The organism is Paenibacillus jilunlii (assembly GCF_900102965.1).
In the GTDB taxonomy this organism is placed as follows: domain Bacteria; phylum Bacillota; class Bacilli; order Paenibacillales; family Paenibacillaceae; genus Paenibacillus_AQ; species Paenibacillus_AQ jilunlii.
Map to the genome: position 1 here is coordinate 49,275 of NZ_FNGM01000030.1, position 13,629 is coordinate 62,903.

Genomic DNA, 13,629 nt, shown 5'->3' on the forward strand with positions numbered 1-13,629 from the left:
TCAAAAACAAAAAAAGCCCGAAAAGAGTTCACAGAGGACTCTTTCGTGGCTCTCCGGTGTCAGAATACGCGGGAATGTTTATGCACGAGGTTTCCTCTCTTACTTGCGCTTACGGGGTTAGCTGTCGGGTTCGGGCATAAGAGAGACGCCCTATCTCAGGTCACCCGCTCACGGCGGTTGCCCTCAAATTCACCCCAAAGACCACGTAAAGAAATCAAATAACGTCTGCGGCATTTCTATGTTGTATTTTATATACGGACATGCGGCAGGGCATTATTGGTTCCCCCGTTCTCCATACGGAGACTCAGCGAGACGATCCATGAATTTGGTGACTGTCACAATAACAACAGCTCACTTCACTGAAAAGATGATATCCTGTTTTGATGCATGTTGTAAAGGAGCATTCAACCACGTTTACGCAAAAAAATGATTAAAATATTGTAATAATCAGCTGTTTTTATGTTAAAAAAGTTTAATATATCGGCTATACTTCTTTTTTCACCGCTTTTACTCCCGTTTTCAGACAATCCCAAATCGTTCCAGGGCGTTCGCATACGTAATTTCAGCCAATTCCTGTAAATCAATCCCTTTTATTTCCGCGGCAGCCTCAGCTACCAGCTTCACATAAGCACTCTCGTTTCGCTTCCCCCGGAAGGGGTGCGGCGTCAGATAAGGTGAGTCCGTTTCGATCAAAAGCCGGTCCATTGGAGTCTGGGCCAGCACCTCTTTTGGCACCCTCGCATTCTTAAAGGTTACAGGTCCCCCGAAGGACAAATGAAAGCCCAAATCAAGGCACATTTTGGCCGTTTCCCAGCTCCCGGAGAAGGAATGCATAACCCCGCCGATCTCATTCGCCTTCTCCTCACGCAAAATCCTCACCACATCCTCGTGGGCATCCCGGTTATGAATACAGATAGGCATTTTTAGTTCCCGGGCCAAGCCGATCTGTTTGCGGAATACCTCGTGCTGTACCTCTTTTGGGGAAGTATCCCAATAATAATCCAGTCCGATTTCTCCGATGGCCACCACCTTGTTATGGCTGCACAGGGAAGCGATCCAGTCCATGTCCCCCTCCTTCATGTCAATAGCGTCTACGGGATGCCAGCCAACAGCTGCATAAATATAATCATAAGTTTCTGCCAATTTCATTGTCGTTGGAATCGTTTCCCGGTTAAACCCTATGTTAATCATCTTGCTGACTCCAGCCTCTAACGCGCGGGCAATGGCCTCCTCACGATCCTCGTCGAACTGTGGTGCATCCAGATGAGTATGTGTGTCGAATAAGCGCATGCAACAACATCCTTTCAAACTTGATTTCTATGATGAATTCCAGAATTTTTTGTATTATTTTGCAAAGATCCTGCCAATGGAAACAGGCAGCTGGGTAAGTGCCTCCTGCAGCTTATCCTGTGGAAAATACAGGTGGTACCTGCCGCGGTGGATACCGCTGATCGAACGTACAATATCAGATACCTCAGAGATTTCGCGCAGCTTGTCATGGCGGTCAAGCAGCAAAATCTGCTTACTGTCAAAGCCCTCTCCCGGGCGGAAAACATCGTAAGGCAGATCTGTCGGATAATCGATTTCCAGGTCGTAATCCGGATGCAGTCCGGCACCGGCAAAACTGCGGCGGATTTCGTCAATGGTCTCTGAATCGAGATGGTCCATCTCCACATATTTATACAGTTTACGATGAATAAAACGGCTGCACAAGTTAGCCAGTATTTCATCGTCTTCCAGTGTCCACTGCATAAAGGCAGTTTGGACCAGGGCCTCGTCCAGGAGTAAATATTGTTCTACATTGATCTCTCCACCAAACAAATCGCTAAGCGGATTGATCATAAAACGGAAAGAGTAGCCTTCCTGGAAAAGCTCTTTCGCCCTCCGGAAAATCTGCCTTAAAATAATTTCTGAGCTGCGTGTAACCGGATGGAAATAAACCTGCCAATACATCTGGTAACGTGACATCAGGTAATCCTCAATGGCATGCATACCTGATTCTTTAACGACAACACGGCCATTATAAGGCCGCAGCATTCTCAGAATACGGTCAATATCGATCGTCCCATAGTTCACCCCGGTATAATACGCATCCCGCAGCAAATAATCCATACGATCCGCATCCAGAGGGCCTGACACCAGATTGACAACAATCTCATGTTCATACGTTTTAGCAATCACAGATGCAACCTTTTGCGGGAAATCCTCGCCTACTTCGCGCAAGATCGCAGTAATTTCCGTGTTCTCCTGTATAATTCTGCAGGTCCAGTCTTCATGATTCATTTCAAAAGCTTCTTCTATAGAATGGGAGAAGGGGCCATGTCCCAAATCATGCAGCAGCGCTGCACATAAAGTCAGCAGACTTTCCTCCGGCATCCAATCCTTATAACCGCTTCGCTCAAATTGGGAGATAATCCTCCGCGTAATTTCGTAGACACCTAATGAATGGGAAAAACGGCTGTGCTCCGCTCCATGAAAAGTCAGATAAGAGGTGCCGAGCTGGCGGATCCGCCGCAGACGCTGAAATTCCCTGGTATTGATTAACCGCCAGATTATCGTGTCCTGGACATGAATATAATTGTGAACCGGGTCTTTAAAGACCTTTTCTTCCGTCAGCAGCTGCTTCATAAGATCAACTCCTTCAAATAATAGGATTAGGAATCGGTTGAAAAAACGGTTATAATAGTATATGTTGTCGTACTTTGTCGAATAATGGCGTTTTAACGATTTACAAATCGACAAATTCCTTTTGAGGTATTTATCTTGTCATTTGAGTTGATTATAAGCGCTACAAAAGTTTTTTTTCAAAATCCCCTTAAAATTAACCATAAAAAAGGTTGACTGTTTTGGGAATGGTTGGTATTATAAGTATCATAAAACGGTGAACAATGTCGAATAATGACGCTTTTGAACTTTGAGAGGAGCAACGATTGAAATGATGAAATCAACAGGAATTGTAAGAAAAGTCGACGAGCTAGGACGGGTTGTTATTCCAATCGAATTGCGCCGCACACTGGGCATTGGAGAAAAAGATGCGCTCGAAATTTACGTGGACGGTGAGCGGATCATGCTGAAAAAATACGAGCCTGCTTGCATCTTCTGCGGCAATGCTGAGAATGTAACCTACTTCAAAGGAAAAATTGTTTGTCACGATTGTATTTCTGCCATCCCTACCCCTGTGACAAATTAAAGCAAATCGGTTATAATAAGAACTAATCCAATTGTTAATTCTAACCTTTTTATATCTCCTTGGCCTCCCGTGTTTGCGGGGGGTATTTTTTACTGTATTTTACCCTCCCAAGGTTTTACCCTCCCAAACCCTCCCTACAGGGAGGGCCCCAAGGGCTCCCGCCCTCTGGACACCCGGAAGCTTGTCTAACTGTGGGGGTGAGCGTAAGGAAGCAGCGGTTGGCGGCGGACCAGCCCTCTTTCGGGCAAGCCCTCGGGGCCTTGTCATGCGAAGGGTTCCGCCATAGGCTTCGCTTCTATGGCGGCTGCGCAAGGCGCTCCCGGGCAAGGGACGGTGCAGCAAGCCGCTCTCCCTGCGGGAATCGCTCTACGGCGGCACTTTTCTGTGACGACAGTGCTCGATGGTTACTGGCGGGCGAGCGACTTTGCGTGCATTAGAGCGCTCTCCCTCCGGGAATCGCTTGACGACGGCGCTTGCTGGTTACTGGCGGGTGAGCCACTTTAGGTGCATTGGAACGCTCTCCCTCCGGGAATCGCTTGACTACGCGCAACAAGTAACTCTGAAGACAACCCTCTATACTTAGCTTTGGCAAATATGGATAACTTCAATCTATACAGTTATTTCGTACCAAATCGCAGCATTATTTATTTAATTGTACTTCATACATTTATACCCAGGAATATAACCAAACTTTTCCCTTTACTATATATGTAAATGTACAAGCTACATCTACAACCAATATAAGGGAAAAACACACCTGCATAAATGTACAAAATACAATTATTTCTTGTGAATAATTCCTATTCCCTCTCCAGGAGAGCATTATAAATATCACGTTTGGCCAAGCCGCGGTCTGATGCTGCCTTTTTCATCGCATCTTTACGTGTCTGTCCGGAAGTTTCATAGTGGGTTACATGCTCCTCGATACTCAGTTCACGCCACCAGGAGGATTCGGCAAGCTCGGCCTCCTCCTTGCTCTCACCCTCCAGCACGATCACATACTCTCCTAGCGGTGGATGCTCGGACAGCCAGACCAGGCACTCCTCAATAGTGCCGCGAAGGAATTCCTCATAACGCTTGGTCAGCTCACGGGCCAGCACAATCCGGCGGTTGCCGAAGGCCTCCTGCAGGTGAGCCAATGTTTTCGACACGCGGTGCGGCGATTCGTAGAACAACAAAGTCCCTTGTGCAGAACGGAGACCTGACAGCACATTGCGGATATCTTTGCGCTCCCTAGGCAGGAAACCGATGAAAGTGAAGCTGGTTGTAGGCAAACCGGAAGCGATCAGAGCAGACAGCGCTGCATTGGCTCCAGGGATCGGAATCACGGGAATGCCGTGACTGACCGCAAGCGCCACGAGGTCCGCTCCAGGGTCGGATATGGCTGGCAGGCCGGCATCGCTGACGAGTGCCAGATTTTTACCTTCTATTATATAGCGTATCAGCTCGGGTCCACTGGCAGCCTTATTATGCTCATGATAGCTGAACAGCATCGATGGTGTGATTTCAAAGTGGCTGAGCAATTTGCGGGTCATCCGCGTATCCTCGGCGGCAATAATCTCGCATTCCTGCAAGGTACGGACAGCGCGGTAGGTCATATCCTCCAAATTGCCAATGGGTGTCCCCACCAGATACAATGAGCCAGTTCCTGCTTGCTGATTCTTATTTTGAAAGCTGCTTTGACACGAGATTGTCATGATTTACCCTCTTTAGATCCATAGTAGATATCCAGAATTTCCGGACAATATTGATTGTCCTCATTATATACGATCAGCGGGGGTTGTAAACGCACCTCAGGCTTGCCGTCCCGCGCGGCTTCAATCAATACCATATTGGCCTCCAAATGGGCACGCGGATGAACAAAACGGATCAGCTTCGGTTCCAGCCTGTATTGCCTCATCAGACTGATGATATCCACCAGACGCTGTGGTTTGTGAACCATGCTTACCTTGCCCCCGGTACGGACCAGCCGGACACAGGCCTGAATGACTTCCTCCAGAGTACAGCCCAGCTCATGGCGGGCCATAGCCTGATGGTTATTTAGCTTAAGATCGCTTCCGTTCAGCGGCATATAAGGAGGATTGACGGTTATGGCATCGTATACACCGTATCCTGCTGTAAGGTGCAGCTCACGCAAATCCCCCTCATGGATGGTTACCCGTTCCGCAAGGTTATTCATTACTACGCTTCGGCGGGCCATATCTGCCAGACGAGGCTGGATTTCAATACCCTCTATAGAAGCCTTGGTCCGTGTGGTCAGCAGCATTGGAATTACCCCGTTACCTGTACATAAATCAAGCACTCTGCCCCGAGGCGGGACACTGGCAAAGCGTGCAAGCAATACAGCATCCATTGAAAAGCTGAATACCTCGTCGCTTTGGATAATCCGCAAATCATGCGTCAATAAATCGTCCACCCGCTCGGCAGGATGCAGCGGAACTGGCCCATTGTTATAAAAATTCGTCATTATATTCTCCTTCTTGAATCACTCATGCTTCAGAGCATAAACTTCTCTAAATTCAAAAAAAACCGTAGGCGTAAATCTCCTACGGCTGGATTTCCTCATTTATTAAGAAACGAAAGACAGAACAGGCAGTCACCCTCTGTACGCAAATGCCCAAAATAGACATTGCAGATGTGAAAACCTTCATGATAGAGCCGCGCCAGATTGTCATAACCTTCCCCGACAACCTCCTCTGCCCCCTCACTGGCGGCCAAAAGAGCCTCCGCTTCTGCAGAATGGGCTGCAGGGTCCAATGGCGCTTCCCGCTTCAGAATTTTGCGGAGCTGTTCATTCTCCAGACTCAGCCTTTGGTTGGCTTCCATTAATTCTTTAACCGTCAACTTCCATTCTCCGAGACTGGCGCGCATACTTTCCATCTGCGCTTCCATCTCCTGCATGTGTGCAAAAATATTCATCTTCTCCAAGTTTCCACCCCGAAAGTAACCTTATATGGTTTACTTGACGACAACATCATCCATTGGAAGTTCCTTAACTTTGCCCACTTCGAACAACTGCACATGAACCGTGCGGCTTCCGGCATTGATGCCTACAACCTTACCATCACCTAATGAGGTTACGACAAGCTTGCCTACCGCCGGCATTTCTTCCTTCGTACTTTCGTAATTATCATGCTCAAATTTCAAGCAACACATGAGTCTTCCGCAAAGACCGGAAATTTTTGTGGGATTCAGCGAAAGATTCTGATCCTTGGCCATCTTAATCGATACCGGCTCGAAGTCGCCAAGCCAGGAAGAACAGCAGAGCACCCGTCCGCAGGGCCCCAGTCCGCCGAGCATCTTGGCTTCATCACGCACCCCTATCTGCCGGAGCTCAATCCGGGTACGGAAAATGCTTGCCAGATCCTTAACCAGCTCGCGGAAATCGACCCTTCCTTCAGCGGTGAAGTAAAAGATGATCTTATTGCGGTCAAATGTAAATTCCACATCCACGAGCTTCATTTTGAGGCCATGATCGCGGATTTTATTTAAACAGGTGGTAAAAGCATCCTTTGCAGCGCCTTTGTTCTCTTCCACCACACGTGCATCCGTTTCACCGGCAATCCGCATGACTTTTTTGAGAGGCAATACCACATCAGCTTCCTCAACCTCTTTTTTCCCTACGACAACTTTACCGTATTCGACCCCTCTTGCTGTCTCCACAATTACGCACTGGTCGCGTTCAATCGGAAAATCAAGCGGATCAAAATAATATATTTTACCCGCTTTTTTGAAGCGGACACCTACTACGCTGTACAAAAATTAACCCCCTTGTTTGCCGGTAAAAGGAACCCCTAAGCAAGTCCGCTCCCTGGTGATCCATGCTTGTCCTTCCTTATCCGTTAAACCCGTACTTCCAGGCTGAAGCGTTGATCCGGAGGATATATCAAAACTAACCCTTAACTTTCCAGTCGGATTAGGAATTGCTCCAGACACAATTGGGCATTGGCGTTGGAACGCAGCTTCCCCTTGCTCTCTGCAGCGAATTCCATATAAGCCACCCATTGCTCCGTGCTTCGTTGACGGGCATGTCTGGAAATGAAGTCTAACTGATCTATGAAAACGATACTTTCGTGCTTTCGGTACAGGAAGTAAAGCATATCTTTGAACCATAAGTGGAACATGCTGAACAGGATATCCAAATGTTCACCGAGCCCGGTCTTGAACAGCTTCTGCCCGGCGGTTGCTACCGCGGAGCTGCCCTTGCCCAAAGACTCCTTCGCTAATTGTAACACTAGATTTCTCATTTCTGCAAACCAATTCTGTGCCAAAAGTTCCCTGCAGCCATCAAGTCCCGAAGTCAGTGATACCGCACACCGTGCCAGTGGCACCGGGACCCCCTCGCTGGACAGTGCCTGGAGCATAATATCCGGATGCAGCGGGCTGAAAGGGATGCGCTGAGTTCTTGACTGGATTGTCGGCAGCAGGGAACTGCTGTTATCGGAAATAAGAATGCCCACCGCAGGTGCCGGGGGCTCCTCCAGAAACTTAAGCAGGCTGTTCGCGGCCTGCACCGTCATTCTGTCCGCTCCTTCTATAATATACACCTTCGGATTCACACCCTCTGAGCGGTATGAGAACATACGCTGCAGCTCACGGATCTGATCAATTTTGATGCTTGCCCCGTCAGGCTTCAGCAGCGATAAATCCGGATGATTTCCATGCTCCACCTTGCGGCATTCCAGACATTCTCCGCAGGCATCATCTTCACAGGCAGTACAGAATATAGCTTGCGCGAACATCAGCGCCGTTTTCATCTGACCACTACCGGATGGACCTGTGAACAGATAGGCATGGCTCACGGCATCCTTGCGCAGCGCGTTTTGAAGCAGCCGTTTGGCATCCTCCTGGCCTAATATATCATGAAAAGACATACATTCCTCCAAGTCTTTTAGAAAGAAAGGTTAATCAGCAGACCGCGGATTTCCCCTACACGCCCCAGCAGATCAATACGGCCCTGCTCGCTTTCCAGCAAATCATCAGCCAAATTGAGCAGCGCTGCATCAATCTCTTCCAGCAGCTTGTAGCGTTTACCGCGTCCACGGCGGTCCCAGCCCTTGGTTTCCTTCAGAGTAACACCGCGACGTGCGGTTTCCTCCAGAAACTTCTTGATCATATTGCGGTAAATCGCCAGCTCACGGACTGTCATGGATTTGGCCAAACGATCCCCTTGCTGCTGAATATCCTTGATCTTCTGGTTCAGTTCATCCATCGTCTTCTGTTCGCCTTGCTGCTGAAAAATATCAGTAAAGGTTTTCTGCTGAACGGGCCTTCCCGTTCCTTCAGCTGTCGGCAGCTCACTTTTTAAGGGCCTGTAGCCGGGATTAATTTTCAAAGGTTTCCACCGCCCTTTATGGGGTATCGCTCTATATTATACTCAATAATGCTCAAAACGATCGACAGGAAGCACGAATACTGTGGCTCCGCCAACTTGAACCTCTACGGGAAGCGGCAAATAAGAATCCGTTGTACCGCTCATTGGTGTGACAGGAGTGACAAGCTGCTCACGCACCTTGCAGCTGTTGCGAATAACCGTTAATACAGCTTCGACCTGAGAGTCATCTACACCAATCATAAATGTGGTATTGCCTGCCCGCAAAAACCCGCCTGTACTGGCCAGCTTCGTTGCACGGAAGTTTGCTTTGACTAGTTCACTCGACAACCGGTTACTGTCTTTGTCCTGGATAATTGCAATGATCAGATTCATCTTCGCTATCCCTCCTAAAAGTTTGTAAGCTTAGCTTCCTGAATTCAGTTCTTACAGAACTTGTTCCGACCGCATGCGCATAGTTTATTGTACACATAAGTTATATTAGACAAAGCGCCTTAAAAATCCTTCAATATCCGGTCTTTCAGCGTTTGGACAATGTCCTGCTCTACCATATGAATGGGACGGTTGGCATCTAGAACCACGATCCGCTGCGGATCAGACTCAACGACCTGCCGGTAACCCTCCCTAACCTTCCGGTGGAAGGCCATGCTCTCCAAATCCAGCCGGTTAACCTCCCGGTCCTGGTTGGCCGCAATCCGCGATAGCCCCACTTCGGGGTCCACATCGAGATAAAAGGTCAAGTCCGGCATACGGCCGCCGGTAGCGAACTGGTTGATGCTTCTTACTTGCTCAATTCCGAGTCCTCTGGCATAGCCCTGATAGACCAGGCTGCTGTCAACAAAGCGGTCACATAACACGGTAAGCCCTTCCTTGAGCGCAGGCTCGACCACTTCCGCCAAATGCTGACTACGGGAAGCCGCATACAGCAGTGCCTCTGTCCGCGCATCCATTGCGGTGTGAGCCGGATCAAGAATAATCGAGCGGATTTTCTCAGCAATTTCGATACCGCCAGGTTCACGGGTAATCAGATAGGGCATGGAATGATTCTGCAGATACGCAGCCACTCTACCGAGTACTGTTGTTTTTCCGGAGCCATCGCCTCCCTCCAGAGTAATAAAGAAACCTTCGCGTGCCACTTATGCGTCTCCGCCCTTCTTAATGTTGTAGACCTGAATGTGCTGTAAGGCTGGATCTGCACAAGCTTGGAACTTGGCTCCGCCCTGCCTGAGGTTAATCAGCCGGTTGCAGATGTGTTCGCTTATCCGCTCCCCTGGATATAAAAGCGGAATTCCCGGAGGATAAGGAATTACCATTTCGGCTGCCGTTCTTCCTGCACTATATTCAAGCCGGACCCCTTCGGTTTCCAAAGGATTCACCGGCTTCATGGAAAATAACACAGGGCTTGAGATTAAATCATTCGCAAAATTGTTCCACGTGGAATATTTGACGGAAGCTTGAACCTGACCTTCTGCCGGTTCAGTATGCAGGTACTCCGTTGAAAGCTCCTGTTTGGCTGTACTTTCGGGCGGGTTCGCCGATCCGCCTGATGTCTCCTCAGCGATCTCCCGCAGCGCAGCCAGCAGCTGCTGCGCATCTTCAGCCTTCGACCCCAGGCTGAAGGCTAGCACCACGTGCCGGTCGTCACTCATCTCCGGCACCATGCCCTTCTCTTCGAGCCTGCGCTGCAGCTCGAAGCCTCCCAGGCCCCCCGCGGCGTCATAAATGACCGCCTTGAAGGGGTCCTGGGTGCTGTACGCCGCCTGGCCCTGCGGCGGCGTACCAGCGGCGGCGGCTGAGCCAGCACCGCCGCAGACTCCCTGCAGCGGCGCTGCCGGCTGCAGCAGCCCGTAGCGCGGCAGCGTGGCCAGGCCGCGCCGCAGCACATCCACGGCGGCGAGCCCCGCCGTGAAGGCACCGGCGCCCTGGCTGTGCACCAGCCGCCGGGCCAAATCGAGCGAAGCCATCACGGGGTAGGATGGGCTGGAGCTCTGCACCATGGCGAGCCGCTGCCGGAGCAGCGCGCGGTCGAGCCATGGCCCTTGCACATGCAGCATGGCGCCCATCGTCAGCGCCGCCAGCATCTTGTGCGTGGACTGCACAACGCCGTCCGCGCCGCACATCAGCGCCCCCGCAGGCAGCGCGGGGTGCTGTCCATAATGCGCCCCGTGCGCTTCATCCACCAGCAGCGGAACGCCGCTGGTGTGGCAGACCCGCGCGAGGGGTGCAAGGTCGCTTCCCATGCCGTAGTAATTCGGCATGGTCACCAGAACAGCTGCGGCCTCAGGGTAGGCTGCAAGCGCAGCCTGAACCGCCTCCGCCGCCGGAGCTACGGCCAGCCCGCTTAGCGGATCGATCTGCGGCTCTATAAAAATAGCCTGCACCCCTGCCAGCATCAATCCATGGATAACGGACTTATGCACATTCCGCTGAAGGATAAGTGTCATTCCGGGTTCCGAGCATACCGTAAGAATCAGCGCCAAATTACCGGCCGTGCTGCCCCCAACGAGGAAAAAGCTCTCCTCTGCCCCAAAACAATCCGCCGCAAGCTCCTGCGCTTCCCTAATGACCCCTTCCGGATGATGAAGATCGTCCGTACCGGTAATCTCCGTCACATCGTATCCCATAACTTCACTTAAGAAACCGGCTGTTTCTGATCCGCGGTAGGCCTCGCCGTTCTTGTGTCCGGGCACGTGGTAAGAGATATTCCCCTTCATTCTATATTGCTCCAGCATTTCATATACAGGTGCCCTTCCAGGCAGAATTCTGTCCATCTTTTCTTCCTTCCCTGGGGGTTATCTTCTATTTTAACGCAATTATGCCCATACGCCTATATTTCCGCCAAAAAGCTTAACCTGCATAACAAAACAGCTCCTCCCGCCCACAAGCGCAGGTGAAGCCGTTATATTGGTTACTTCTAATCCATCCAGTACTAATTCAGTCTATCAACCGACTCTGCACCCTTCCGTTAAGCTTGCCACACACTCCATTTAAGCATTCTTCTGCAGATCGATCTTCTTCATCCGTCCCACAAAAAAGCGGTATTTGGCGTCTTCAGCCTCCGTACGCACCATCTCAGCTTCACAATCCTCACAAATGAAATGCGAGACAATCACAATTCCTTCTTCTTTCATCTGCCCGCAGATGATGCAGGCTTGCTCGGTTTGCTGTTCCATTACCATCCCACCTTGACTCTTTTAAGAACAGTATGATACACTTTCTATCATTTTAAACCTTTTCATAGACTTTTCCCATCCTTTACAGCCAAAATATATATATTCAGTACCCGCCAAACGGTGCTTCCGCCTCCGGCAGGTTTAACAAAACGCCTTCATCCGCCGATATTAGTAACATAAGGACTCGTGAGGAGGTCAGGGCTTTCTTATGGAAGCAAACAACAAAGGCTCAGCTACATTCTACCAATACAAATTAATCAAAAAAATCAATATCACTACCGCCTGGCTGCGTGTCTATATGGCGCTCCCCGTAATCTGTGTTGTGGTTGAAACCATTTTTCTCTCATGGTGGAGCATCCTATATATGATCATTGCTGCCCCAGTCATTCTATGGATCCATTATGTGATTTCACGTTCGGTTCTTCTGATTTCCGGCCATCCTATTGCTAAACGGTGGAAAATGTCATTTCACCTTCCATGGCTCGGATACATGCCAGATCAGTACATCAACTACGCTATTTTCCGTAAAATACAACTCCATAACCTTTGGATCGGTCTTTCCATTACTGCGCTCTTTATCGTCTGGGCCCCTCCCGCATTTACTGTATCTATGGCGGTTTGCCATCTCTGGGTGCTTCTCCCCCGATTGTATACACTGTTCCGGCTGAAACGCGAACAAAAGGACGGAATGTTAAAATTCACGCCCACGGATGCCTCTTACTACGCACAATAACTACTTCAGCTTATACATATGGTATCCCCGGCTCATTACAGCAAAAAAACGCCATCCAGTTCAAGGATGGCGTTTTTTTTATTTAGTTTTCAGTCCCTTGATTGAGGCCTTCTTTTCCTTGGGAATCATAACTATAAAGTAACCGTTATGCACAGTTAAGTGTACAATCAGTCCATCTTTCTGAAAAACCCGGGAATTTGTCGAATTTTCATCCTTCTGCTCTTCCCATCCCCAGGCTTCTATAGCCTCTAAGTAAGGCTCCGGTACGCCATCCTTTTCTTTGAGCTCAGGCATAGAATATCGGACATAGTCCATAGCCACATTAGTAGTTGTATGCTCTGTAGAATTAGCTTCCTTAGGCACCGGAAAGCTTTTCTCATTAAGAGCACCCTCAAAAGCATCCCAGGCAGGCTCTTTTGTTGTTCCGCAACCAGCCAGCATTACACCAACTATACAAACAATAAGTAAAATCCATAAAGGTCGGGTTCGCTTCATACCTTAAATCCTCCTTACCTCTACCGTGCATCTAAAGACACAAAAAAATTCAAAATTAGAATTTATCAGTAGTTCATTCGTATTAAGGATGTGCTTAATATTTGCACTTTACTATTATACTTGAGACACAAAGAGCGTCGGTAACAAAAATGTCACTCGATTGAAAGCGTTTTACTGTTTACTAACGCCGTCTTTAGCTGGGGAGTATAGAAGCTAAAAATTTTAGAGTTAGTTTACCTGAGAACCCTTATCTGCTCCCGACAGGTGAAACGACCCTTTCCCCGGCATCTGTCCTATCAGCTGGATTAACAGCAAATCCAAGTGGAAAAATGCACTTCAATCACCCAAATTCCACTATCCTATTAGCACTAGTTGGAAAAAGGGTACCGAATTGCCTGACTCGTATCCTTACCCGTGATATCTCTATAGAAAGCATTTGCGTTCAATTAAGTATACTAATTCCATCTCGCTTTCCAGCTGCTCCCCGTATCCTCATCTTCCGTATTCTTAATTTAAGAAACAAAGGAGCTCCATAGTTGCCCAAAAAACAAAAAAGCCACTGTCGATTGCTCGACAATGGCTTCATGTGCTTGGCGGCGTCCTACTCTCCCAGGACCCTTCGGTCCAAGTACCATCGGCGCTGGAGGGCTTAACGGTCGTGTTCGGGATGGGTACGCGTGGAACCCCTCCGCTATCGCCACCAAAC

15 protein-coding genes, 1 rRNA gene and 1 riboswitch are annotated in these 13,629 nt (G+C 49.2%); of the genes, 2 read left to right on the forward strand and 14 right to left on the reverse strand.

What is annotated here, in order from left to right; all coding sequences use genetic code 11:
* Positions 1-91: 91 nt before the first annotated feature.
* Positions 92-320, reverse strand: a riboswitch (cyclic di-AMP (ydaO/yuaA leader).
* A 199-nt stretch (positions 321-519) separates the two neighbouring features.
* Both BLQ82_RS29565 and BLQ82_RS29570 read right to left on the reverse strand, forming a co-directional pair.
* Entirely contained in the window at positions 520-1,290 is a 771-nt protein-coding gene (locus tag BLQ82_RS29565; protein WP_062520094.1) for a TatD family hydrolase, read from the reverse strand.
* 54 nt (positions 1,291-1,344) lie between these two features.
* Positions 1,345-2,628: an HD domain-containing protein gene (locus tag BLQ82_RS29570; protein ID WP_062520091.1), complete on the reverse strand. Its 1,284-nt coding sequence runs from the start codon at positions 2,626-2,628 to the stop codon at positions 1,345-1,347.
* 307 nt (positions 2,629-2,935) lie between these two features.
* Between BLQ82_RS29570 and BLQ82_RS29575 the strand changes: the two genes are divergently transcribed.
* Positions 2,936-3,190 (forward strand): AbrB/MazE/SpoVT family DNA-binding domain-containing protein, encoded by a 255-nt coding sequence (locus BLQ82_RS29575; RefSeq protein WP_020427913.1) that lies wholly within the window; start codon positions 2,936-2,938, stop codon positions 3,188-3,190.
* Between the two features lie 800 nt (positions 3,191-3,990).
* Here BLQ82_RS29575 and rsmI read toward each other — a convergent pair.
* From rsmI to BLQ82_RS29625, 10 genes are all read right to left on the reverse strand, one after another.
* Complete coding sequence (gene rsmI / locus BLQ82_RS29580) at positions 3,991-4,887, reverse strand: 16S rRNA (cytidine(1402)-2'-O)-methyltransferase (protein WP_062520088.1); 897 nt, start codon at positions 4,885-4,887, stop codon at positions 3,991-3,993.
* On the reverse strand, positions 4,884-5,657 hold the full coding sequence (locus BLQ82_RS29585; RefSeq protein WP_062520086.1) for a tRNA1(Val) (adenine(37)-N6)-methyltransferase: 774 nt from the start codon (positions 5,655-5,657) through the stop codon (positions 4,884-4,886). Before BLQ82_RS29585 ends, rsmI begins: the two co-directional genes overlap by 4 nt.
* A gap of 95 nt (positions 5,658-5,752) precedes the next feature.
* Positions 5,753-6,118 carry an initiation-control protein YabA gene (locus tag BLQ82_RS29590; protein WP_039833496.1) on the reverse strand — a complete coding sequence of 122 codons (366 nt, stop codon included), beginning with the start codon at positions 6,116-6,118 and terminating at the stop codon, positions 5,753-5,755.
* 30 nt (positions 6,119-6,148) lie between these two features.
* Positions 6,149-6,949, reverse strand: a complete 801-nt coding sequence (locus BLQ82_RS29595) for a PSP1 domain-containing protein (protein WP_062520084.1) — start codon at positions 6,947-6,949, stop codon at positions 6,149-6,151.
* A 140-nt stretch (positions 6,950-7,089) separates the two neighbouring features.
* Positions 7,090-8,064 (reverse strand): DNA polymerase III subunit delta', encoded by a 975-nt coding sequence (gene holB, locus BLQ82_RS29600; RefSeq protein ID WP_062520081.1) that lies wholly within the window; start codon positions 8,062-8,064, stop codon positions 7,090-7,092.
* Between the two features lie 17 nt (positions 8,065-8,081).
* Positions 8,082-8,525, reverse strand: coding sequence for a YaaR family protein (locus tag BLQ82_RS29605; RefSeq protein ID WP_025706632.1), 444 nt, complete (start codon positions 8,523-8,525; stop codon positions 8,082-8,084).
* Between the two features lie 42 nt (positions 8,526-8,567).
* Positions 8,568-8,897, reverse strand: coding sequence for a cyclic-di-AMP receptor (locus BLQ82_RS29610; protein WP_020427905.1), 330 nt, complete (start codon positions 8,895-8,897; stop codon positions 8,568-8,570).
* 119 nt (positions 8,898-9,016) lie between these two features.
* Positions 9,017-9,658 (reverse strand): dTMP kinase, encoded by a 642-nt coding sequence (tmk, locus tag BLQ82_RS29615; RefSeq protein WP_062520078.1) that lies wholly within the window; start codon positions 9,656-9,658, stop codon positions 9,017-9,019.
* Positions 9,659-11,293 (reverse strand): aminotransferase class I/II-fold pyridoxal phosphate-dependent enzyme, encoded by a 1,635-nt coding sequence (locus BLQ82_RS29620; RefSeq protein WP_074648811.1) that lies wholly within the window; start codon positions 11,291-11,293, stop codon positions 9,659-9,661.
* 216 nt (positions 11,294-11,509) lie between these two features.
* Positions 11,510-11,695, reverse strand: coding sequence for a sigma factor G inhibitor Gin (locus tag BLQ82_RS29625; protein ID WP_020427902.1), 186 nt, complete (start codon positions 11,693-11,695; stop codon positions 11,510-11,512).
* A 208-nt stretch (positions 11,696-11,903) separates the two neighbouring features.
* Here BLQ82_RS29625 and BLQ82_RS29630 point away from each other — a divergent pair, with 208 nt between their 5' ends.
* Complete coding sequence (locus tag BLQ82_RS29630; RefSeq protein ID WP_062520073.1) at positions 11,904-12,428, forward strand: hypothetical protein; 525 nt, start codon at positions 11,904-11,906, stop codon at positions 12,426-12,428.
* Between the two features lie 78 nt (positions 12,429-12,506).
* Here the strand turns inward: BLQ82_RS29630 and BLQ82_RS29635 are convergent, their stop codons facing one another.
* Together BLQ82_RS29635 and rrf are read right to left on the reverse strand one after the other, a co-directional pair.
* On the reverse strand, positions 12,507-12,923 hold the full coding sequence (locus BLQ82_RS29635) for a hypothetical protein (protein ID WP_062520070.1): 417 nt from the start codon (positions 12,921-12,923) through the stop codon (positions 12,507-12,509).
* A gap of 588 nt (positions 12,924-13,511) precedes the next feature.
* A 5S ribosomal RNA gene (rrf, locus tag BLQ82_RS29640) occupies positions 13,512-13,628 on the reverse strand.
* Between the last annotated feature and the right edge of the window lies 1 nt (position 13,629).